This window comes from Thauera sp. AutoDN2, from assembly GCF_051280715.1.
Lineage (GTDB): Bacteria > Pseudomonadota > Gammaproteobacteria > Burkholderiales > Rhodocyclaceae > Thauera.
The window spans coordinates 109,197-131,492 of sequence record NZ_JBNCAR010000006.1 but is presented as its reverse complement, the minus strand read 5'-3'; the positions used below and the strand labels follow the sequence as shown (position 1 = coordinate 131,492).

The window sequence follows — 22,296 nt, the reverse complement described above, 5'->3', positions numbered from 1 at the left end:
GGCGGCACGAGACTCAGTCGCCCCGCAGGGCGCGGCGAAGCGCCTGCGCCGCCAGCGCCACGGCCCGCCCCGACTCTGGGAACAGCTTGCCGAGCGTGAAGAAGCCGTGCACCACGCCTTCGAAGACGTGGTGTTCGACCATGCCGCCCTCAGCGACCGCGCGTTGCGCAAAGGCAGCGCAGTCATCGACCAGCGGATCGAATTCTGCAGCGATCAGTAGCATCGGCGGCAGCCCCGCCAGCGATGCGGCGCGCATCGGCGAGGCACGCCAGTCCTCCGTATTGCCTTCGGGAAGATAGCGCTCGAAGAACCACTGCAGCGTCTCGAGATCGAGGAAGTAGCCGTCGGCGTAACGCGCGCGCGAAGGGCGCGCACTGAGGATCTCGGTGCTCGGATAGACGAGCATCAGGAACACGGGTCGCGTCGGCTGCTGGCGCAAATCCAGCGCAGTCACCAGCGACAGGTTGCCCCCCGCGCTGTCGCCACCAAGCGCGATCCGCTCAACATCCACACCGAGCAGGCCGGCATTCCCGGCACACCAGTCAAAGGCCAGGCGCGCATCCTCCACCGCAGCCGGAAAGGGATGCTCGGGGGCGAGCCGGTAGTCGACCGACAGCACCGCGCAGTCCGACCCGTTGGCGAGCTCGCGGCACAGCACGTCGTAGCTGGGCACGTCTCCAACGCACCAGCCGCCCCCGTGCAGGTAGATCAGCAGCGGTAGCACCTCGTCCCGGTGGCTGGCAAGCGGCCGGTAGAAGCGCGCCAGCAGGGCCGAACCATCGCCGCGCGGAATCGGCACCTCGGTCACAGAAGCCACCGCCGGAGCCTCGGGCCGGAAGGCGAACTGCAGCTTCTGAAAGGAATGGCGCGCCTGCGCCGGCGACAGCTCATGGAAACGGGGGGCACCGACACGGTAGGCCATGTCGAGCAGGGATCGGGTCTCGGGTGTCAAAGGCATGAAGTCGGAGAAGCGACACTGCGCGCGGCAGGGTCGGTAGCGGATTGAAGGCGCGCAATTCTACCCGCGCAGCGTCCACCGCGCCGAACGACCTGCCGGCGCGATGAGCCGCCAGCGCACATCAGTTGACCAATCGCCCAGCCTGCGAAGCCCCGGATACATGCATTGCATCGCAGGCAGAAAGAAGATCGATCGAAAGTCCATCCGCGGGCAATCGCTAAGGGCATAGAATTTATCCTGATCTATCAGGAGGAAATTCATGGCGAAATCCAACCATGCAGAAGAAACCGGCACTTCCGGACAGCAAACCACGGTGCGTGCCGAGAGCACCAGGGCGCGCCGGCGCACACCGACTCGCAAGGCTCGCGACGGCGACGTTGCACCCGCCCTCGACACGGCCGAGATCGAGCGCTTCGAGGTAGACGAGGCCATCGCTGCAGCGCAGGACGCCAAGATCGTCGCTGTCAGCGACATCCTCCAACACGAGGCGGAGCGCAGCGCCGCAGACAAGCTGCGCACTCTGGAAGCGATCCTGTCCGGTGCATCACCAGACGACATCCACATGCTGCGTAGCGCCCTGATGCGCGCCGACCGCACTCAGGGCAAGGAACAGGACCCCGACGACGAGCTTGCACCCGACTGGCGCCAGGGTGGCTATCCTTACCGCAACCTGATGTCGCGCAAGGCCTACGAGAAGCAGAAGTACCGCCTGCAGGTGGAGTTGCTGAAGCTCCAGGCCTGGGTCAAGGAGACGGGTCAGCGCGTGGTGATCCTGTTCGAGGGGCGCGACGCCGCCGGCAAGGGCGGCACCATCAAGCGCTTCATGGAGCACTTGAATCCGCGCGGCGCACATGTGGTGGCGCTGGAGAAGCCGACCGAAACCGAGCGCGGCCAGTGGTACTTCCAGCGCTACATCCAGCACCTGCCCACCGCCGGCGAGATCGCGCTGTTCGACCGCTCTTGGTACAACCGCGCCGGCGTAGAGCGCGTCATGGGCTTCTGCAGCAACGACGAGTACAACGAGTTCATGCGCCAGGTGCCGGAGTTCGAACGCAACCTCGTGCGCAGCGGCATCCACCTGATCAAGTTCTGGTTCTCGGTAAGCCGCGACGAGCAGCGCCGCCGCTTCCGCGAACGCGAGTCGCACCCACTCAAGCAGTGGAAGCTGTCCCCCATCGACCTCGCCTCGCTAGACAAGTGGGACGACTACACCAAGGCCAAGGAAGCGATGTTCTTCTACACCGACACCGCCGACGCACCGTGGACAGTTGTCAAGTCCGACTGCAAGAAGCGCGCACGCCTCAACGCCCTGCGCTATGTACTGCACAAGCTGCCCTACACCAACAAGAACCTCGAACAGATCGGTGCCCTGGACCCGCTTCTGGTGGGGCGCGCCAACGTGGTGTATGAACGTGGCGAGAAGGACGTTGCGCTGCTGTGAACGCGCTTGGAGTCCGCCCACAAGGCGGGCTCTCCGCGTATCGACCCGCAGCGCTGGCCCTTGATCGCATCAGCGCAAGTGACAATGACGGCGACAGTACGGCCCGCATGTAGCGTGCGGCGAACCGGATCGGCTCGCGCGGGTCCATACGACACCTTCCACGGAGACCATGACCATGCTGCGCACCGCTCTTCGACGCCTTCCTCGTTCCGCGACGCTCGTTGCCCTCGCACTGGCCGGCACAAGCGTTCTCGCCCAGTCAGCGGACGTCACGGACAACCTCTTTGACCACAGCCTGCGCCGTCTGCACGCCGACGAAGTCGTGCAGCTCGCCGAGCGCTACGCAGGGCATCCGGTGCTGGTGGTCAACACCGCGAGCCACTGCGGCTTCACTCGCCAGTTCCGCCAGCTCGAGACGCTGCACCAGCGCTACAAGGACAAGGGGCTGAAGGTCGCTGGCTTTCCGTCCGACGACTTCCGCCAGGAAGCGGACGACGAGGCGAAGACCGCGGAGGTCTGCTTCGAGAACTTCGGCGTCACCTTCGACATGTACGCGCCCATCCCGGTGACCGGCGAGGCCGCGCACCCGATCTTCCGCGAGATCGCGCGCCAGTCCTCGGCGCCGGAATGGAATTTCCACAAGTACGTGATCGATCGCAACGGGCGCGTGGTCGCCGCCTTCCCGAGCGAAGTCAAGCCGGACGCCCCTGAAGTGATCGCCGCGATCGAAAAGGTGCTGTAATCGCCCGCTGCCGCGACGCGCGAAACACGATAGAGTCCCCTTGGTGATCGCCGAGGTGCACCATGCACCCCGGCCGCGAGGACAAGAGAACAAGCAGGGAGAATGCATGAAGGAATACGATCTGATCGCGATCGGTGGCGGCAGCGGTGGCGTGGCCACGGCACGGCGCGCAGCCGAGTATGGCGCGCGGGTTCTGCTGATCGAAGGCGCCCGCCTGGGCGGCACCTGCGTCAATGTTGGCTGTGTGCCCAAGAAGGTCATGTGGTACGCATCCAGCATCGCCCAGGCCATGCGCGACGCTCCTGGCTATGGTTTCACCGTGGGTGAAACACGCTTCGACTGGAATGCGCTCAAGCAGCGACGCGACGCCTACATCGAACGGCTGAACGGCATCTACGCGGGCATGCTCGACAAATCCGGCGTGGAAGTGGCGCGCGGCTTCGGGCGCTTCACCGGACCGGGCACGGTCGAGGTGAATGGCGAGCGTTTCAGCGCACCGCACATCGTCCTTGCCACCGGTGGCAAGCCGGTGACGCCGGACATCCCGGGCGCCGGGCTGGGCATGGACTCGGACGGCTTCTTCGCGCTCGAGACGCAACCGCGCCGTGTTGCAGTGGTCGGCGCCGGGTACATCGCGGTGGAACTCGCAGGGGTCTTCGCAGGACTGGGCTCCGAGGTGAATCTGCTTGTGCGCGGCGATCGGCTCTTGAAGAACTTCGACGCACTCCTGCGCGAAGAGCTCGCAGTGCAGATGCAGGAAGACGGTGTCCGCCTCCATTTCGGGACGCAGGTCGCCGCCATCGAGCGCACCGCAGACGGCGCACTGCGCGTCGCGTGCCGCGACGGCAAGGTGCTGGAGGTCGATGCGCTGGTCTGGGCGACCGGTCGCCGACCGAACACCGATGCGCTCAACCTGGCTGCTGCGGGAGTCGGCGTACGGGACGATGGCGTGATTCCCGTCGACGCCTTCCAGAATACGAACGCCGCCGGCATCTACGCCATCGGCGACATCACCGGTCACGCGGAGCTCACGCCGGTGGCGATCGCGGCCGGACGCAGGCTCGCGGCGCGGCTTTTCCTCGGCCAGACGGACAGCAGGCTGGAGTACGAGAACATCCCGAGCGTGGTCTTCAGCCACCCGGCGATCGGCACCGTCGGCCTCACCGAAGAGGCCGCACGCGCGCGCTTCGACACCGTGAAGACCTACGTGACCCGGTTTACTGCGATGTACCACGCCCTGACCGAACATCGCCCCAAGACTGCGATGAAGCTCGTATGCGCGGGCCCCGAGGAGCGTATTGTCGGCGCCCATGCAATCGGCGACGGTGCGGACGAGATGCTGCAGGGCTTTGCGGTAGCGGTGAAGATGGGCGCAACCAAGGCAGACTTCGACAACACTGTGGCGATCCATCCGACCAGCGCGGAAGAGTTCGTCACCCTGCGCTGAGGAAGCAACCCATGCCGATGACGTACGAGCAACATCTGGACGAGGTTGCAACCCTGCTCTACGAGCGCTTCGACCAAAATGAAAAGGCGGCCATCAAACTGGTGATGGCCGCCCAGGAGGACGGGTTCTTCAGCGGGCATGACGACGATCCGTCCATTTGCACGCTGGAACGCGCGCAGGCCGATGCCCGCGCGGTCTTCCGCAAGTACGGAAAGGCTTAGGAGCAGCAGCCGTGGCCGCCACCGCCACCGCAGCCACCGCCATGGCCGGCGACGGCTGCAGCCGCTGCGGGGGCACCCGCTGCAGCTTCGGCACCGAGCTGGATGGTGAAGTCGATGACGATGTTGCCGGGCTCGCGCTCGACATAATTGATACCGACCTGTTTGCCGTAGCGCTGCTGGATCTGGTTCAGCAGCGGCAGCGGATCGTGGTCATTCACGAAGCGCATGACTTCGCCGTCCTCGAGCGACTCGAGCGCACCGAAGATCGCGGCATGGCGGAAGCGCTTGGCGACGCCGCGCGCATCAAAGGGGTGAACAGCGTTCTGGAACATCGGGGGTCTTCCATCGAAGAGGTCCGGTCTCGGACTGCGGCCGGAATCGCAGCGAACAGATCCTATCCCCGCCAGCAGGAACGGACCTTGAGCAAGGACAAAAAAACTGCTCTTGCTGCTAAAGTAGTCTTCATCCACTCAGCACTCCCCGGGAACACATCATGCGCCCAGCGCCGATCCGACACTACCTTGCCCTCCTCGCCCTGGCCGCCTCGCTCGGACTGGGTGGGTGCGGCTACAACGACTTCCAGCGTCTGGACGAGGAAACCCGCTCCGCCTGGTCCGAGGTGCTGAACCAGTACCAGCGGCGCGCCGACCTGATCCCCAACCTGGTGGAGACAGTCAAGGGCGAGGCGGATTTCGAGCAGGAGACCCTGAGCCGGGTGATCGAGGCCCGCGCCAGGGCGACCGCCATCCAGGTAACGCCAGAGATGCTGCAGGATCCGCAAGCCGTGGAGCGCTTCCAGGCAGCCCAAGGGCAGCTTGGCAGCGCGCTGTCTCGCCTGCTCGCCGTGTCGGAGAACTACCCCAACCTGAAGGCCAACCAGGGCTTCCAGGATCTGCGCGTGCAACTCGAAGGCAGCGAGAATCGCGTCACCGTCGCGCGCAACCGCTATATCGAGGCAGTCAGGAATTACAACGTGCTCGCACGCAGCTTCCCGAGCAATCTCACCGCGATGCTGTTCGGCTACGAACCCAAGCCGGGCTTCACCGTCGCCAACGAGGCCGAGATCGCTACTCCGCCGCGTGTGGACTTCGGTAGCCAGGACAAGCGCTGAACGGGCGCGCGCGCATGCCCGATCCAGGTCTGACTCGGCAGCCCGACATCGCTGCGCTCCAGCAGGGCCGCCGCGCGAGGCGGCGTCGTCCGGACCCCGGACGCCGTCTCGCCCTACTGCTCACGCCGCTGCACACCCCCATGTTCGCACTGTTTTTCGCCCCGCTGCTCGCACTTCTCGTCGTCATCTGGCCGACCTGCGTGCACGCCGAACCCCTGCAGCCGGTTCCGCCGCTGAATGCACGCGTGATCGACCAGAGCAGCGCGCTGAACGCGGAGGAACGCAGCGCGCTGGAACAGAAGCTCGCCACCTTCGAAGCCGAGCGCGGCAGCCAGATCGTCGTTCTGCTGCTGCCGACGACCGCTCCCGAAGACATCGCAGCGTTCGCGTTTCGCGCTGCGGATACCTGGGAGATAGGACGTCGTGATGTCGGCGACGGCGTACTGCTGGTCATTGCCACGACGGATCGCAGGATCCGCATCGAGGTCGCACGTGCGCTCGAGGGCGCGATTCCCGACCTCGCCGCCTGGCGCATCATCGACGACGTCATTGCCCCCGCCTTTCGCCGCGGCGGCTACGCGGCAGGAATCGATGCCGGCGTGGATGCGCTGTTCGCGCTGATCCGTGGCGAAGCCCTGCCGCTGCCCGAACCCAGGCTGGACGACGCACCGAGCAGTGCGCTGGAAGACATCGGTGCCCTGTTCGTCGTCATCGTCCCCATGCTCGGGGCCGTGCTTGTCAGCAACTTCGGCCGCAAGCTGGGTGCCCTTCTCACCGGCGGTGCGACCGGCTTGATCGTGCATGTGCTGACCGCGAGCGTGCTGCTCGCCCTCGTCGGCGCCGTGCTTGCCGTGGTCCTCGTTTTCGTCCTTGGCGTAGGCGCCAGCGGGCGCGGCGGACCACCCCACGCGGGCGGCGGCCCGGTCATCCGCAGCCGGGGCGGGTTCGGAGGTGGAGGATTCAGTGGCGGTGGCGGCTTCCGCTCCGGGGGTGGGGGCAGCTTCGGTGGCGGGGGAGCATCGGGGAGATGGTGACGGAGAAGTTGCGTCGCCTGCTCCGCCACCTCTGGCTGGACGCCGGAGACGCACGACGCGCCCTCGACGAGGCCGCGAACGGCCGGCTGGAGGCCCGCATCGCACAGAGCGAAGCCACCCACAGTGGACAAATCTGCGTCTGTGTGGAGGCGAGCCTGCCGCCCAGTTACCTGTGGCGCCACCTCCTGCACGGCGAGCCCCTTTCCGGGGTGGTGCGGGACCGCGCCATCACGCTCTTCGGCAAGCAGCGCGTCTGGGATACTGAAAACAACAACGGCGTGCTGATCTACCTGCTGCTGGCCGAGCATCGCATCGAGATCGTCGCCGACCGCGGACTGACACGTGCGACCGGAGCGACGCACTGGAACGATCTGGTCGGGGCAATCGGGCGCTGCTGCCGGGACGGCGAAGTCGAGCAGGCGCTGCTGCTCGCCATCGAGGATGTCGGAGCCTGCCTGCAGCGGCACTACCCACGCTCGGGCAAGCCACCTGCGCCGGATGCGGGCCTGCCGAACCGGCCGATGATCCACTGAGCGAATCCCGCGGCAGAAATTGTTGCTGCATTGCGACATTCAAGCCGGATTTCCCACGCCAACTGCAGTCCCGGCGGAATGCGGCATCGCTTGTGCTATTGTGAAGCTAGGACGTTCGCTGCGGCACCAAGACCGCTGGCGCCGGAACAAACGGTGTGCATAAACGTCCGAGATCACAGCAACCAATCATTCAAGCGAGTGGAGAGGACCTTATGGCCAGCAAGCAAGACCAGATGAACGAACTTCAGAAGAAAAACCTCGAGGCCGCCATGCGCCTGGCCCAGATGTCCATCGAAAACTCGCAGCGCATCATGGAGATCCAGGTCAACGCTGCCAAGCGTCTGTTCGAGGAGGGCGTCGAGAACGCCCGGGCGCTGACCGCGGCGAAGGACCCGAAGAGCATGATGGACATGCGTGCGCACTTCGCGCAGAACACCACCGAGCAGATGCTTGCCTGCGCACGCCAGATCACCGAGATCACCGCGGCCACGCAGGCGGAGTTCGGCAAGCTCATCGGCGAGCAGTTGAGCACCGGTAGCGCCGACATGTTCGAGGCCATGCAGAAGATGTTCAAGGGCATGCCGATCGCTGACCAGAACGCACTGGGTGCGATGCAGACCGCGATGGATACCACCCGCGCCGCCTTCGAGCAGATGACCCGCGCCTCGACCGAGGCCTTCCAGTCCTTCACGCAGCAGGCCGGCAAGGGCCGCCGCTGAGCCTCGCAGGGCGGAAGCCCCGGCAACCCGCTTACGGGTGAGACGGACCGAAAGACGGCGCCTGCGGGCGCCGTCTTCACGTCTGCCCAGTCACTGCCCGGGCCGCGTGCAGCGCAGGTGCGTTCAACGTCGCTGCTCGATCTCGTCCCAGGAAACGTCGTCCACACCTTCTCCTTCTTCCGCCCAGCGCGCCGCCGCGGAATCATCCGCCTCGCGCGCGTCGACCCAGCGCGCACCGTTCGGGGTTTCCTCGCACTTCCAGAACGGCGCCCGTGTCTTCAGGTAATCCATGATGAATTCACAGGCAGCGAAGGCCGCACCGCGATGGGCGCTGGCGACTCCCACGAACACGATGCGGTCGGCCGGCTCGAGCCGGCCGTAGCGGTGAATCACGCGCACGCCGAGCAGGGGCCAGCGCGCACGCGCCTGCGCGACGATTTCCTCCAGCGAGCGCTCGGTCATGCCGGGATAGTGCTCCAGCGTCATCGCGCGCACACCGCTGCCGTCATTGACATCGCGCACCAGGCCCACGAAGCTCGCCACGGCGCCCACGTCATTCCGATCCATGCTCAGCGCGGCCATCTCGCCGCCGACGTCGAAGTCGGCTTCCTGCACGCTGACCTCCGGGCGCATTTCCATCTCAGCCTCCCGTAACCGGTGGAAAGAACGCGACCTCATCCCCCGCGCCCACGGCCGCTTCCGCGCCCACCATGTGCTGGTTGAGCGCGGCGCGCACATTGCGCCCCGCCGCGAGCGCCTGCCAGCCGTCCCCGCGCTGCGCGAGATGGGCGCGCAATGCACCCACGGTCTCAACACCGGCAGGCAACTCGAGTTCCTCACCCGATTTCCCGACCGCCTCGCGCAAGCTGGCGAAATAAAGAAGCTTCACCTTCGTCGTCATTGCAGTATTCGTCCGCTGTGTTCGTCCACGATCGTTGTTGCGCGCCGGCCGCAGCGCGGCTCAGAGCATCAGGTCGCCATAGGGCAGGAAGCGCACGCTCTCACCACGTACGATCGCTGTGTCGGCCGGGATATCCACCAGGCCGTTGGCCCACACCGTGGAGTTGAGCGCCGCCGACCCCTGATTGGAGAAGAGCTCCACACCGCCCTGTGCATTCATGCGTGCGCGCAGGAACTCCCGCCGGCGATCGGGCCGGGGCCAGTCGAAGTCCGCGCGCAGCAGGATCGAGGCCGGCGCAACCTCACGCACGCCCTGTGTGGCGAGCAGGAAGGGGCGCACCATCATCAGGAAGGTGACGAAGCTCGAAACCGGATTGCCCGGCAGGCCGATGAAGGCAGCGCCATGCACACGGCCGTAAGCGAGCGGCTTGCCGGGCTTCATCGCGATCTTCCACATGTCGAGACTGCCCTCTGCCTCCACCGCGGGCTTGACGTGGTCTTCCTCGCCCACCGACACGCCACCGCTGGTCAGGATCAGATCGTGGCCCTCGGCAGCACGCCGCAGAACCTCGCGCGTGGCGTCCAGGCGGTCGGGCACGATGCCGAAGTCTTCCACTTCGCAACCAAGCGCGACCAGCAGTCCGCGCAGCATGAAACGGTTCGAGTTGTAGATGCCCCCCGGCGGCAAGGGCTCACCCGGCATCACGAGTTCGGAACCGGTCGAGAACATCGCCACTTTCACCCGTCGATACACGGGCAGCTGCGCCAGCCCGACCGAAGCCGCCAGGGCGACGGCCTGTGGTGTCAGGCGCAGGCCCGCAGGCAGGATGGCGTCGCCCGAGGCGATGTCCTCGCCCATCCTGCGCACGGCTTCGCCGATCCTGGGTACGGTGTTGATCAGGACCTCTTCGCCCGCATGCTCGCACAGTTCCTGCATCACCACCGTGTCGGCCCCCGGGGGCAGCGGTGCGCCGGTAAAGATGCGTGCGGCTGTGCCCGGTGCAAGCTCGTGGCCGACGCAGCCTGCGGGGATGCGCTGGCTGACCGGCAGCCGCGTGCCCGCGACAGGCACGTCGGCCGCGCGTAGCGCGTAACCATCCATGCCGGAGTTGTCCATCGGTGGCTGATTGATTGCCGAGTACTGCGTCGCGGCAAGCACACGACCCGCGGCAAACATGGTGTCCACCTGCTCGATCTCGCGCACAGGGCGGACGAAGCCGAGCAGCTTCTCGTGGGCTTCATCGAAGGAAAGCATGTTGGCGTTCATTGGATCTTGAGGTAATCGAGAATGAAGTCTGCGATCGGGGCCGGCGCGTCGAGTGGCAGGCACGGCAGCGGGCAGTCGATCCCGCCGTTGGTGGCGACCGCAACCACGTGCGGATTCTCCGGCCACAGCGGCGGCTTGCCATGCGCGGGGCGATGGATTTCGATCTTCGGCACGGCGGCGGCCTTGTAGCCTTCGATCAGCACCAGGTCGCAGGGTTCGAGCAGGCGAAGCTGTTGTTCCAGCGTGGGCTCGGGCGCGCCGCGGAGTTCATGCATCAGCACCCAGCGGTCGTTCGACAGCATCAGGACCTGTGTCGCCCCAGCCTCGCGATGACGCCACGAGTCCTTGCCCGGCTTGTCGAGGTCGAAGCCGTGATGGGCGTGCTTGATCACCGACACGCGCAGGCCGCGCGCAGTGAACTCTGGAATGAGCTTTTCCACCAAGGTGGTCTTGCCGGAACCGGACCAGCCGGCGAAACCGAAGACTTTCATCGAGAAACCACGGAAGGTTGGGAGTTGCGTGACCCGAGAGGATACAACAGAGAGGCCCTCCTCACCCTTGACCCCGCTCAGTCGCCCTCCCGGGGCGGCGGCAGCTTCTCGAGGAACGCGACCGCATCGGCTTCGGCGCGCGTGCGCCGCATCGGCGGCAGGCTGCGCCACACGACCTTGCCGTAGGATTTCTCGATCATGCGCGGATCGCAGATGCACAGCACGCCGCGGTCGCGCTCGGTGCGGATCAGCCGTCCGGCGCCCTGCTTCATGTTGATCACGGTCTTCGGCAACTGGTGGTGTACGAAGGGACTCAGACCCTGCTTCTGCATGTGCTCGACGCGCGCAGCGAGCACCGGATCGTCGGGCGGCGCGAAGGGCAGCTTGTCGATCACGACCAGTGACAGCGCATCACCCGGCACGTCCACACCCTCCCAGAAGCTCTGGCTCGCCACCAGTACCGCATTGCCCAGACGGCGGAAGCGTTCGAGCAGCTCGGTGCGCGAACCCTCGCCCTGCAGCAGCACCGGCAGCGCGTCGCCGCTCTGCTGCAGACCGTCGAGGATGAGCTCGTGGATACGGCGCATCGCGCGCAGCGATGTGCACAGCACGAAGGCACGCCCGCGCGCGGCGCGAATCAGCGGCAGCGCGACCTTCGCCACGCGCTCGGTGTAGTCGGGCGAGTTCGGCTCGGGCATTCCGGCAGGGGCATACAACAGGGCCTGCTCCGCATAGTCGAAGGGACTGCCCCACACCGCGGTGAGCGGAGGCGGATCCATCCAGGCCAGGCCCAGCTCGCGACAGTAGTGGCCGAAGTCGGCCTTGCCCACCGCCAGCGTCGCCGAGGTGAAGATCCACGCCCGCGGGTGACCTTCGAGCTGGCGCTTGAACACGTCGGATACGTGCAGGGGGGTCGCGTTAAGCGCAAGCGACTGGGAGAAGACCTCGACCCAGCGGATCACCTCCCTGCCTTCCGGCTTGCGCCAGCTCGTCAGCCGCTCGGCCATCTCCTCGGTGCGGCGCAGGCAGTTGCCCAGGCCCTCGGAGCGTTCGGCCTGGGTGTCGAGCACCGCATGGAAGTCCGCCAGCGCCTTCTCCAGCGCCTCGACCATGGCGTCGAAGTGCTCTTGCTCGGCAGCCTGCGCGGCGGAGATGCGCGCAGACTCGGCGCCAAACACCAGTCGCAGGTCGCGCGCGGCCTTCTCCAGGTTGCGGGTCTGGTCGATCATCGCCACGCAGTCGCGCGCCGCCGCCACCGTCTCGGAACGCGTGTCACGGGCCAGTTCCAGCACCTGGGCGGTGGATACGCTGTCGCCAAAGAACAGGCTCGCGGTTTCGGGTAGCTGGTGGGCCTCGTCGAAGATCACCGCGTTGCACGCCGGCAGCAGTTCGCCCATGCCCTCATCGCGCAACATCACGTCGGCGAAGAAGAGATGGTGATTGACCACCACCACGTCGGCCTCCATCGCGTTGCGCCGCGCCTGCATCACGAAGCACTCTTCCTTGTGCGGGCAGTCCTGGCCGAGGCAGTTGTCGCGCGTCGAGGTGGCAGCGAGCCAGGCCAGCGAGTCCTCGCGCACATCGGTGCATTCGGCCTTGTCGCCGCTCTGCGTGACCTGGGCGAAGCGGCCGATGGCGCGCAGGTCGGCGGCATCCTGCGCGGTGAGGAAACGACCGTCGCGGGCGTTGCGCTCGAGGTGGTAATGGCAGACGTAGTTGGCGCGGCCCTTCAGCAGCGCGATCGACACCGGCACCTTGAGCGCCGCGCGCACCGTGGGGAGGTCGCGGTTGAAGAGCTGATCCTGCAGGGTCTTGGTGCCGGTGGAGACGATGACCTTTCCACCACCGAGCAGGGCGGGCACCAGGTAGGCGAAGGTCTTGCCCGTACCCGTCCCCGCCTCCGCCACCAGCACGCGGTTGTCGCGCAGCGCCTCGGCGATCTTCTGCGCCATCTCGATCTGCTGCGCACGGGCGCGGAAGCCGGGGATGGCAGTGGCAAGCGGACCGTCGGCGGCAAAGATCGGAGTGGGGTCGGACATGATGCGTCGGTAGCTCGGAGCAAGCTGTACATTATCCCAGTTTCGGCCCTGCACGCCTATTCACGCCCAGAATCGCGTTTCCTCACCCACGGCTCCTCACCCACGGTTCCTTACCCACGGCACCCCATTCACTGTCCGAGATCACGGAGCACGGGCGCGTCCCCAGCGCACACCGGCTTCTGCCTTGCATCCCGAGCACGGTGATCCGCACATGACGCACAGAAATACCTGTGCAACATCTCCGTCGGATAGTTGCGTCCTTTGCTCGCGAACCGAACACAGAGGCCCGACCAGCACCCGCGCAAGGGAGGGCGACGTAAAAGGTCCTGCCGCTTTGAGACGCCCGGCAACCCCGCCGAGCCTTCGGGCAGGCTGAATGAATATGGGCCGACGAACACGCTCTGCCCCGCCGCAAGGCCCGACGACCCTGCCTTCGGGCTTCCGTGTGCACCGACTCTGCCGATGCCGATCTTCTTCCGTCCCCCTGCTGGCTACCTCCGCGCTCTCCAGAGCGCCCTGACGCCGCTCGCCTGGTTGCTGGCGCTGGGCTTCTGTGCCTGGGTGGTAGCGGCGCTGTTCTGGCAACTGGCAGCACCCGCTTCAGCTGCGCTGGTCGCTCACCACGAGACGGATCCGCGCAAGGTGGCCGCACGCATCGGTCTGCATGTCGGCCGCCCGGCGCAGATCTCCAGCGTCAGCCCGCCGCTCACTGCGAGCCCACCCACCCGCTACACGGTGACGGGCATCGCCACCGGCTTCGGCACGCTCCCGGGCTTCGTGATCCTGCAGACGGATGACGGCGCCACCTTCAGCCTGAGCCCCGGCCAGGCACTGCCCGATGGCCGCACGCTGGTCCGCCTGCAGATGGAATCCGCCGAATTCGAACTCGACGGCCGCCGCAGCACGCTCGCCCTGCCCACGGGCGTGCGCAGTGACGGTCTGTACCTCCGCCCACCCACGCCCGCCGCCAACGGCGAGCCCCGACGCGATCACTGATGACCCGTTTCCTCTCCGTACAGTCTCCTTGCCGTTCCGCCACTCGGCCTCTCGGCCGCAGCCTTCCTCTCGGGTTCGCTCACTGCCTGTACCTCGGACGACGACACGCCCGCAGCCGGGGCGCCTGCCACGCCCGCACCGCCCGCTGGTTCGCTCCTCGGATTCGAGGGCATTGCGACTTCCACTGCGGACGACATTGTTGTCGCCGCCGGCTACACCGCAACCGTGTTCGCCCCCTGGGGCACGCCGCTGTTCTCGTCCGGCCCGGGTTCGAGCTGGGCGGGCGATGCGAGCGAGACGGCCGCGGACCAAGCCCGGCAAGTCGGCGACAACCATGACGGCCTCCATTTCTTCCCCTTGACCGAGGGCAACAACGACGAAGGCCTGCTCGTGATGAACCACGAGTACACCAACGTTCGCTGGCTGTTCTCCGATGGACAGGTCGATAGCCTGGACGACGCCAACAAGGATCTGAATGCACACGGCATCTCGGTGATCCACATCCGGCGCACATCCGGCCGCTGGGAGATCGTCACCGACTCGACCTACAACCGCCGCATCACAGGCACTACGCCGATGCTGCTGACCGGCCCCGCGGCTGGCGACACGATGCTGCAGACCAGCGCCGACCCGACCGGCACACTCGTCTTCGGCACGCTGAACAATTGCGGCAACGGCTATACCCCTTGGGGCACCTACCTGACCTGCGAGGAGAACTTCAACCAGTACTTTGGCACGCTGGACACCCTCGGAACGACTCGCAACGCAGCGCAGGTCCGCTACGGTCTCGACTCGAACGGCACAGAGCGCAAATACGAGCAATACGTCCCGCGCTTCGACTGGCAGCTCGAACCGAACGAAGCGAACCGCTTCGGCTGGATCGTCGAGATCGACCCCTTCGACCCGCGCTCAACCCCCAAGAAACGTACTGCGCTCGGACGCTTCAGGCACGAGAATGCGGCCTATCGCATCGGCGCCGACGGCACGGTCGTGATCTATATGGGCGACGACCAGGCCGACGACTACGTCTACAAATTCGTATCGGACGGGAAGTACGTGGCCGGCGATCTCCGCAACAATGCCAACCTGCTCGACTCGGGCAAGCTCTACGTGGCACGGTTCAACGACGGCGCGGCCAGCGGCGATTTCATGGGTACCGGCGAGTGGATCCTGCTCGACAAGGCAAACAACACCGCCCTGTCCGGCTTCACCAACCAGGCCGAGGTGCTGGTCAACACCCGCCTGGCCGCCGACGCGGTCGGCGCAACGAAGATGGACCGCCCCGAATGGGTCGCGGTGCATCCGACCACCGGCGAGGTATATGTCACGATGACCAACAACTCCGGCCGCACGGTGACCGACGACGCCAATCCGCGCGCGAACAACCGCTTCGGCCAGATCGTGCGCTGGCGCGAGACCGGTGACGATCCGTCGGCGACCACTTTCGAGTGGGATCTCTTCGTTCTCGCCGGCAATCCCACCGTCCACAGCGACTTGCGCGCGGGCTCGGACAACATCACCGCCGAAAACATGTTCAACAGCCCCGACGGCCTCGGCTTCGACAAGGACGGCCGGCTTTGGATCCAGACCGACGGCAACTATAGCAACAGCGGAGACTTCGCCGGACAGGGCAACAACCAGATGCTCTGCGCCGACCCTGCGTCCAAGGAAATCCGCCGCTTCTTCGTCGGCCCGAAGGAGTGCGAGGTCACCGGCCTCACCTTCACCCCGGACGGCCGGACCCTGTTCATCAACATTCAGCACCCGGGCGAAGCCGGCAACAGCCACTGGCCGGACGGCGGTAACGCCATCCCGCGCTCGGCGACCGTGATCATCACCAAGAACGACGGTGGCGTGATCGGCACCTGAGCGCGCGCCGACACTGGACACGGCGGCCTAAGCCGGACGTGGGCCTCGCATCGGAGCAAGGATGCGGGGCCCAGGTCCGTTCACGGCCACCTGTGCCGGGTCAGTTCCCCGTCGCGACCTGCTGCCCTGTATCGCCAGCGATCCGGATCCGCGCCGGCGGCGCCTTGCCCTGCTTGTCCTCGCCGAAGTAGAGCGTCATGTGCGGATACGGAATCTCGATGCCCGCCGCGTCAAAGTGGCGCTTGACCAGGCGGTTGTAGGCGCGGCCCACCGGGAACTGAGAACCCGCGCGGGTCTTGATGCGCACGCGGATATTCACCGAGCTGTCTGCCAGCGCGGTCACGCCGTGCACTTCGAGTTGACGGTCCAGGATCACGTCACGCTGTGCCGGATCCTCGAGCAGTTCGGCGAAGGCTGCACGCAGATGAACGATGGCTTCGTCCGTGTCTTCACGGTAGCCGATCCCATATTCGCCGACGTGGTAGGCGAAGTCGCGGTTGTAGTTCGACACCATGTCGACCGACGAGAACGGCAGCAGGTGGTAGGTGCCATGCAGGTCGCGCATGCCGATGGAGCGGATGGTCATGCGCTCAACGGTGCCGGTGATACCGCCCGCAGTGACGACATCGCCCACATCGATCGCACGCTCGAGCTGGATGAACACGCCGGTGATGACGTCCTGCACCAGCTTCTGGGCACCGAAGCCGATCGCAAGGCCCAGCACGCCGGCACCGGCAAGCAGCGGCGCAATGTTGATACCGATCTCGGCCAGTACCACCATGGTCGTGAGCACCACGAGCGCGATCGCAACCGCATTGCGGAAAATGGTCAGCAGGGTGCGCGCGCGCGGGTTCGACGCCCCCCCTGCCTCAGCGCTGAGCCTGAACTCGATCCAGCTCGCCACCACCAGCCACACGAGCAGCGCGAGCGCCACGATCAGCGCAACCGACACCGCCCGGCCGACGAAGCGACCGCCCGCCTCCGAAGCGAGCCACGCACCGAAATCAAAAGGCGTCCACGCGTCCACGACGAAGGCCAGCACCACGGCCAGGATCACGAAGCGGGCGACCTTCAGCGCCGTCGGCACATAGGCGTTGAGCCGCGCCTCGAGGAGCGGGAACTTGCGCCGCAGCTCGTCGCCGATGCGGATGCGACGCAGGATCACCTGGGTGAGCAGCGCCGCCAGCGCGATGCCGATGAACACCGCGAGCAAGGTCTGGCCGGTCGCGCGCAGCATGAAGGGCAAGGCGTCCTCCGGATACAGCAGCGAGGTGACCAGCACTGCGCCCAGATACACGAGTGCGGCGACATGCCAGATGCGCGCGCTGATCGTCATGCTGATGCGCCCGAAAGAGGTCTGCATGCGTTCGCCGAGCGCCTCGAGGGCAAGGCGACCGCGCAGGCGGTTCTGCATCACCACCACCGCCGCACGCAGCACTGCCGAGAGCAGGATCAGGATCACGAGCGCACGCCCCAACTCGGCGGTGAGATAGTGCTCCACCACCGGCACCAGCCACATCAGTCCATAGCCGAGGAAATACACCATGCGCCCGGCCCAGGTCGCCCAGTAGGCCTTGTTCTCCCCACTCATCGGAAGAACACCCAGGTTGTCGCCACGCTGCGACAGCAGCAGGCGTATCACCAGGCGAACGAGCTCCACCGCGAGGAAGGCATTGAGGAACAGCGACTCCTGGATGCGCAGGCTGCCCGGCTCGCCGAGCAGGAAGAGCGCAACGCCATAGCCCGCAAGCCAGGCAAGCCCGATGGCAATGAGATCGACCAGGGCCGCGCCGGCCACCGCAAACACGCGACGAATCCAGCCCAGGGCGCGCAAGCCCTCGCCGCCCGCGCCGTAGCGATCGAGCGCACGAAAGGCGGGGCCGGCCGCGGCGCCCAGGATCCGGTAGGCAACGAGCGTCACGACCACGAGCACCACGAGTTCCCCAAGCACCCACAGCAGGGCTTGCGGATCGGCCGCCCTCGCCTGCGCCCAGGCGTCCTGCAGCGCAGCCACGGCGGTGCGGCTTTCGTCGACGATGCCCTGAGCGAGCTGTTGCGTCAGACCGGCGACGCGGCCGGCCAGCGTCTGCGCACCCTGCTCGCCTGCGATGGCCTCGGCAGCCTGGTCCTCACCGAGCTTGCGCAGCTGTTCGATGAGGGCGTTGCGGGTGGCTTCGTCTTCCAGCAGGTCGGCGAGCCGCTGATGGCCCGCCTGCTCGGCGCTCGTTGCTGCCGCCGGGTCGGCCGCATGGCTGGTCGTGGGATTGATGGCCCCCATCACGATCGCGAACACGAACGCGAGGAAGGCCGTGAGCTTTTGCGTCACAGCTGGGCTCCTTGAAGTCGGGATTGTCGGAACCGGCGCTTGCCCGAAAAGGCCTGCGGTTCGGGCGTCGGATCGGCGCCCACAAGGCCGTCGCAGGCGGCGCTTGCGAGAATGCGCCAAGCCGCCGGCCGGCCGCATCGGCAGCCAGAAAAAGCAGACCGCCTGTTACGACGGTCATTTATATTTGCGCAATTGTAACACGCGACCGAGGTGGCTCGACAGGCCGACGCCCCTCTGCCGCGCGCCGGCTCCCGAGCCCCATGCGTGCGATGAGGCCCGCCTCACTCCGTCCGGTGCGCCTCGGCCAGGTAGTCGCGGGTGCGCATCTCGATCAGGCGACTGACCGTGCGCACGAACTCGTGGGCGTTGTGGCCCTCGGTGTAGAGGTCGTGAGCCTCGACGGCGGCACTCATGATGAGCTTGACGCGATGGTCGTAGAGCACGTCGATCAGCCAGGTGAAGCGGCGTGCCTCGGAGGCGTTGCCAACAAGCATCTTCGGCACGTCGGAGAGGATCAACGTGTGATGCTCGCGCGCGATCTCCAGATAGTCGTTCTGCGAGCGCGGTCCGCCGCACAGCGTGGCGAAGTCGAACCAGATCACCCCCGGAGCATGCCGCACCACCGGAAGGCTGCGACCCAGGATCTCGATCTGGCCCGGCCGGCCCTCGGTGGCGGCGAGGCGGCGGAAGTCCTCCGCCATCTTGGCCTCGGCCGCGGCGCTGTGCGGGACCAGGTAGATCTCCATCTTCTCCAGCGTGCGCAGGCGGTAGTCGGTTCCGTGATCGACCTCGATGACGTCGAAGCGCTGCTTGATCTTCTCGATCGTGGGCAGGAAGTTGATGCGCATCAGGCCGTTGGGATAGAGGCCGTCGGGCGGATAGTTCGAGGTCATCACGAAAATCACGCCGCGGTCGAAGAGCGCGTCGAGCAGACGCCCTAGGATCATCGCGTCGGCGATGTCGGACACGTGGAACTCGTCGAAGCACAACAGGCGGGTGTGCTCGGCGATACGGTCGGCGACCTTCTGCAGCGGATCGGGCGCGTTGTTGAACTTGCGCAGGTCGTTCTGCACCTCCTGCATGAAGGCGTGGAAGTGGACCCGGCGCTTGCGGCGATATGGCACCGAGTCGTAGAAGCAGTCCATCAGGAAGCTCTTGCCGCGCCCCACGCCACCCCAGAAATACACGCTGCGCGGCATCTTCGGCTTGTTCAGGAACTGCTTCAGGCGGCTGCCCTGGCGGGCGACCTTGAAGCCGACGAGTTCGGTGTACAGCCCCTGCAGGCGCTGGGCGGCGGCGCGCTGGGCGGGGTCGGACTGGAAGCCGCGCGTCTTGAGTTGGGCCTCGTAGGCGTCGATCATCCCGTGCTGGGGAACGTTCAGGATGCGATGGGGCATGAGAATCGGTCAGAAGCGTTGATCGGAGAGCTGCAGGTTGACGCGAAAAGGGGTGGGTGCGAGAGACCCCGCACCTCACCCCTCACGCCTTGCGCTTCGCTCAGAAGTGCAGCGGGCGCTTGTCGCAGGCGAGCGCGGCCTCGTGCACCACTTCCGAGAGCGTCGGGTGGGCGTGGCAGATGCGCGCCAGGTCTTCCGAGCAGCCGGCGAACTCCATCGCCACCACGGCTTCGGAGATCAGCTCCGAAGCGTTGGCGCCGATGATGTGCACGCCGAGGATGCGGTCGGTGTTGGCGTCGGCCAGCATCTTGACGAAGCCGGTCGGATCGCCCATGCCAAGCGCGCGACCGTTGGCGAGGAACGGGATCTTGCCGACCTTGTACGCCACGCCGGCGGCCTTGAGCTGCTGCTCGGTCTTGCCGACCCAGGCGATCTCGGGGCTGGTGTAGATGACCCAGGGCACGGTGTCGAAATTGCAGTGCCCGGCCTGACCCGCCATCAGTTCAGCAACCATGACGGCCTCTTCCATCGCCTTGTGCGCCAGCATCGGGCCGCGCACCACGTCGCCCACCGCCCACACACCGGGCAGGTTGGTGCGGCAATGGTCATCGACCTCGATCATGCCGCGCTCGGTCACCTTGAGACCGACCGCCTCGGAGTTCAGGCCTTCGGTGTTGGGCACGCGGCCCACCGACACGATCAGGCGGTCGGCTTCCAGCTTCTGGTCAGCACCGTCCTTGTCCTTGTAGGCGATGGTGACGCCCTTCTTGCCGATCTTGACCTCACCGATGGTGACGCCGAGGTTGATCTTGAGGCCCTGCTTGGTGAAGACCTTGAGCGCTTCCTTGGCCACGTCCTGGTCCGCCGCCGCGAGGAAGTCGGGCATGGCTTCGAGCACGGTGACATCCGCACCCACGCGGCGCCACACCGAGCCCATCTCCAGACCGATGACGCCGGCACCAATCACGGCGAGCTTCTTCGGCACCGCGTCGATGTCGAGCGCACCGACGTTGTCACACACGATCTTGTTGTCGACCGGAATGCCCGGCAGGTGGCGTGGGGCCGAGCCGGTGGCGACGATGACCTGCTTCGCGGTCACGGTCTCGTCGCCCACCTTGAGCTGCCAGCCCGCGTCCGCCTTGCCGACGAACGAACCATGGCCGTTGAGCAGGGTGACCTTGTTCTTCTTGAACAGGCCCTTGATGCCGCCGGTGAGCTGGTCGACGATGCCCGACTTGCGCGCGATCATCTTGGGCACGTCGATCTTGGGCGTGCCGACGCTGATGCCCTGGCCTTCGAAGGCGTGGCCGGCTTCCTCGAACAGGTGCGAGGTGTGCAGCAGCGCCTTGGACGGGATGCAGCCGACGTTCAGGCAGGTGCCGCCGAGGCGGGGCTCACCCTTGGGGTCTGCATAGGGGTTGGATTCGCAGCACGCGGTCTTGAAGCCGAGCTGCGCCGCACGGATGGCCGCGACATAGCCGCCGGGGCCGCCGCCGATGACGAGGACGTCGAATTCTTTGGACATTCATCTCTCCCTTCAGGAAAACGGGGCGCTGCCCCGCCGCGCGGGCGAGAAGCCCGGCGGCGTGACGCGCCCCTGTGCGTTGCGATCAGACGTCGAGGATCAGGCGAGCCGGATCTTCCAGCGCTTCCTTCATCGTCACCAGGCCGAGCACGGCCTCGCGACCGTCGATGATGCGATGGTCGTAGGACATGGCCAGGTAGTTGATCGGGCGCACGACGACCTGCCCGTTCTCGACCACGGCACGGTCCTTGGTGGCGTGGATGCCGAGGATGGCCGACTGCGGCGGGTTGATGATCGGGGTGGACATCATCGAGCCGAACACACCGCCGTTGGAGATCGAGAAGGTGCCGCCGGACAGTTCCTCCAGCGACAGCTTGCCGTCCTTGGCCTTCTGGCCGAACTCGGCAATCTTGAGCTCGATCTCGGCGATCGACATGGACTCGGCGTTGCGCAGGATCGGCACCACCAGGCCGCGCGGCGAACCGACCGCAATGCCGATGTCGATGTAGCCGTGGTAGACGATGTCGTTGCCATCGACCGAGGCGTTGAGGATCGGGAATTTCTTCAGCGCGGCCACGGCAGCCTTGACGAAGAAGCCCATGAAGCCCAGGCGCACGCCGTGCGCCTTCTCGAACTTGTCACCGTACTGCTTGCGCAGGGCCATGACCGGCGCCATGTTCACTTCGTTGAACGTGGTCAGGATGGCGTTCTCGTTCTTCGACTGCAGCAGGCGCTCGGCGATACGGGCACGCAGGCGGGTCATCGGCACGCGCTCTTCGGCACGGTCACCAACGGCCGCGATCACGGCCGGTGCTGCAGCGGCAGCAGGCTTGGACTGCGCCGCAACCGCGTCTTCCTTGGTCACGCGCCCGCCACGGCCGGTACCGGCCACGTCCGCGGAAGCGATGCCCTTCTCGTCGAGGATCTTGCGCGCGGCCGGGCTGGCGGCGCCGGCAGCCGACGAGGCCGCAGCAGCCGGCGGCGGAGTGACCGCCGGGGCCGGCTCGGCGGCCGGCGCTGCACCGGCGGCGGCCTTGGCTTCGGTGTCGATCTGGGCGATCAACTCGCCCGACGCGACGGTGTCACCGCCCTGCTTGATGATCTTGACCAGCACGCCGTCGGCCGGCGCGGGGGTCTCGAGCACGACCTTGTCGGTCTCGATGTCGATCAGGTTCTCGTCGCGCGAGACGGCCTCGCCTTCCTTCTTGTGCCAGGTGACCAGCGTGGCCTCGGAAACGGACTCGGACAGCTGCGGTACTTTGACTTCGATCAGCATGAAT

At 66.3% G+C, this 22,296-nt stretch carries 22 protein-coding genes; 10 read left to right on the top strand and 12 right to left on the bottom strand.

Going from position 1 to position 22,296, the window contains the following annotated elements:
* Positions 1 to 13 precede the first annotated feature (13 nt).
* Both ACPT9U_RS05905 and ACPT9U_RS05900 read right to left on the bottom strand, forming a co-directional pair.
* The gene (locus ACPT9U_RS05905; protein WP_418364736.1) at positions 14 to 958 is read right to left on the bottom strand and encodes an alpha/beta hydrolase; all 945 of its coding nucleotides are present in this window, start codon (positions 956 to 958) and stop codon (positions 14 to 16) included.
* 60 nt (positions 959 to 1,018) lie between these two features.
* Entirely contained in the window at positions 1,019 to 1,219 is a 201-nt protein-coding gene (locus ACPT9U_RS05900; protein ID WP_418364737.1) for a hypothetical protein, read from the bottom strand.
* Here ACPT9U_RS05900 and ppk2 point away from each other — a divergent pair.
* The 4 genes from ppk2 to ACPT9U_RS05880 all read left to right on the top strand — a co-directional run bounded on the left by ppk2 (position 1,218) and on the right by ACPT9U_RS05880 (position 4,809).
* Complete coding sequence (ppk2, locus tag ACPT9U_RS05895) at positions 1,218 to 2,399, top strand: polyphosphate kinase 2 (RefSeq protein ID WP_435750199.1); 1,182 nt, start codon at positions 1,218 to 1,220, stop codon at positions 2,397 to 2,399. The two genes, ACPT9U_RS05900 and ppk2, sit on opposite strands and share 2 nt — an antisense overlap.
* Before the next feature lie 175 nt (positions 2,400 to 2,574).
* Positions 2,575 to 3,141: a glutathione peroxidase gene (locus ACPT9U_RS05890; RefSeq protein ID WP_435750198.1), complete on the top strand. Its 567-nt coding sequence runs from the start codon at positions 2,575 to 2,577 to the stop codon at positions 3,139 to 3,141.
* Between the two features lie 106 nt (positions 3,142 to 3,247).
* Positions 3,248 to 4,588, top strand: a complete 1,341-nt coding sequence (gene gorA / locus ACPT9U_RS05885) for a glutathione-disulfide reductase (RefSeq protein WP_435750197.1) — start codon at positions 3,248 to 3,250, stop codon at positions 4,586 to 4,588.
* An 11-nt stretch (positions 4,589 to 4,599) separates the two neighbouring features.
* Positions 4,600 to 4,809, top strand: a complete 210-nt coding sequence (locus ACPT9U_RS05880; RefSeq protein ID WP_418364741.1) for a hypothetical protein — start codon at positions 4,600 to 4,602, stop codon at positions 4,807 to 4,809.
* On the opposite strand, the gene ACPT9U_RS05875 is transcribed toward ACPT9U_RS05880, so the two are convergent.
* Positions 4,806 to 5,141, bottom strand: coding sequence for a DUF2249 domain-containing protein (locus ACPT9U_RS05875; RefSeq protein ID WP_418364742.1), 336 nt, complete (start codon positions 5,139 to 5,141; stop codon positions 4,806 to 4,808). The genes ACPT9U_RS05880 and ACPT9U_RS05875 overlap by 4 nt on opposite strands.
* A 161-nt stretch (positions 5,142 to 5,302) precedes the next feature.
* On the opposite strand from ACPT9U_RS05875, the gene ACPT9U_RS05870 reads away from it, so the two are divergent.
* The 4 genes from ACPT9U_RS05870 (at position 5,303) to ACPT9U_RS05855 (ending at position 8,206) form a co-directional block, all read left to right on the top strand.
* Positions 5,303 to 5,920 (top strand): LemA family protein, encoded by a 618-nt coding sequence (locus tag ACPT9U_RS05870; protein ID WP_435750196.1) that lies wholly within the window; start codon positions 5,303 to 5,305, stop codon positions 5,918 to 5,920.
* 14 nt (positions 5,921 to 5,934) lie between these two features.
* Positions 5,935 to 6,954, top strand: coding sequence for a TPM domain-containing protein (locus ACPT9U_RS05865; protein WP_435750195.1), 1,020 nt, complete (start codon positions 5,935 to 5,937; stop codon positions 6,952 to 6,954).
* Positions 6,948 to 7,487 carry a TPM domain-containing protein gene (locus ACPT9U_RS05860; protein ID WP_435750194.1) on the top strand — a complete coding sequence of 180 codons (540 nt, stop codon included), beginning with the start codon at positions 6,948 to 6,950 and terminating at the stop codon, positions 7,485 to 7,487. Before ACPT9U_RS05865 ends, ACPT9U_RS05860 begins: the two co-directional genes overlap by 7 nt.
* Positions 7,488 to 7,699: 212 nt before the next feature.
* Entirely contained in the window at positions 7,700 to 8,206 is a 507-nt protein-coding gene (locus tag ACPT9U_RS05855; protein ID WP_435750192.1) for a phasin family protein, read from the top strand.
* Between the two features lie 123 nt (positions 8,207 to 8,329).
* On the opposite strand, the gene moaE is transcribed toward ACPT9U_RS05855, so the two are convergent.
* The 5 genes from moaE to ACPT9U_RS05830 all read right to left on the bottom strand — a co-directional run bounded on the left by moaE (position 8,330) and on the right by ACPT9U_RS05830 (position 12,903).
* Entirely contained in the window at positions 8,330 to 8,845 is a 516-nt protein-coding gene (gene moaE, locus ACPT9U_RS05850) for a molybdopterin synthase catalytic subunit MoaE (protein WP_435750191.1), read from the bottom strand.
* A 1-nt stretch (position 8,846) separates the two neighbouring features.
* Positions 8,847 to 9,107, bottom strand: coding sequence for a molybdopterin converting factor subunit 1 (gene moaD, locus ACPT9U_RS05845; protein ID WP_418364748.1), 261 nt, complete (start codon positions 9,105 to 9,107; stop codon positions 8,847 to 8,849).
* A gap of 60 nt (positions 9,108 to 9,167) precedes the next feature.
* Positions 9,168 to 10,373 (bottom strand): molybdopterin molybdotransferase MoeA, encoded by a 1,206-nt coding sequence (locus ACPT9U_RS05840; protein ID WP_435750190.1) that lies wholly within the window; start codon positions 10,371 to 10,373, stop codon positions 9,168 to 9,170.
* Positions 10,370 to 10,864 (bottom strand): molybdopterin-guanine dinucleotide biosynthesis protein B, encoded by a 495-nt coding sequence (gene mobB / locus ACPT9U_RS05835; RefSeq protein WP_435750189.1) that lies wholly within the window; start codon positions 10,862 to 10,864, stop codon positions 10,370 to 10,372. The genes ACPT9U_RS05840 and mobB overlap by 4 nt, the downstream gene beginning before the upstream one ends.
* Positions 10,865 to 10,941: 77 nt before the next feature.
* Positions 10,942 to 12,903 (bottom strand): ATP-dependent DNA helicase, encoded by a 1,962-nt coding sequence (locus ACPT9U_RS05830; RefSeq protein ID WP_435750188.1) that lies wholly within the window; start codon positions 12,901 to 12,903, stop codon positions 10,942 to 10,944.
* 462 nt (positions 12,904 to 13,365) lie between these two features.
* On the opposite strand from ACPT9U_RS05830, the gene ACPT9U_RS05825 reads away from it, so the two are divergent.
* Both ACPT9U_RS05825 and ACPT9U_RS05820 read left to right on the top strand, forming a co-directional pair.
* Positions 13,366 to 13,899 (top strand): alpha-1,2-mannosidase, encoded by a 534-nt coding sequence (locus ACPT9U_RS05825; protein ID WP_435750187.1) that lies wholly within the window; start codon positions 13,366 to 13,368, stop codon positions 13,897 to 13,899.
* 171 nt (positions 13,900 to 14,070) lie between these two features.
* Positions 14,071 to 15,768: a PhoX family protein gene (locus ACPT9U_RS05820; RefSeq protein ID WP_435750219.1), complete on the top strand. Its 1,698-nt coding sequence runs from the start codon at positions 14,071 to 14,073 to the stop codon at positions 15,766 to 15,768.
* A 100-nt stretch (positions 15,769 to 15,868) separates the two neighbouring features.
* Here ACPT9U_RS05820 and ACPT9U_RS05815 read toward each other — a convergent pair whose 3' ends face one another.
* The 4 genes from ACPT9U_RS05815 to odhB form a co-directional block, all read right to left on the bottom strand.
* Positions 15,869 to 18,094 carry a mechanosensitive ion channel domain-containing protein gene (locus ACPT9U_RS05815; protein WP_435750185.1) on the bottom strand — a complete coding sequence of 742 codons (2,226 nt, stop codon included), beginning with the start codon at positions 18,092 to 18,094 and terminating at the stop codon, positions 15,869 to 15,871.
* A 281-nt stretch (positions 18,095 to 18,375) separates the two neighbouring features.
* On the bottom strand, positions 18,376 to 19,491 hold the full coding sequence (gene zapE / locus ACPT9U_RS05810) for a cell division protein ZapE (protein ID WP_435750184.1): 1,116 nt from the start codon (positions 19,489 to 19,491) through the stop codon (positions 18,376 to 18,378).
* Positions 19,492 to 19,591: 100 nt separating this feature from the next.
* Positions 19,592 to 21,016: a dihydrolipoyl dehydrogenase gene (gene lpdA / locus ACPT9U_RS05805; RefSeq protein WP_435750183.1), complete on the bottom strand. Its 1,425-nt coding sequence runs from the start codon at positions 21,014 to 21,016 to the stop codon at positions 19,592 to 19,594.
* A gap of 85 nt (positions 21,017 to 21,101) precedes the next feature.
* Complete coding sequence (gene odhB, locus ACPT9U_RS05800) at positions 21,102 to 22,292, bottom strand: 2-oxoglutarate dehydrogenase complex dihydrolipoyllysine-residue succinyltransferase (protein WP_418364755.1); 1,191 nt, start codon at positions 22,290 to 22,292, stop codon at positions 21,102 to 21,104.
* Positions 22,293 to 22,296 lie beyond the last annotated feature (4 nt).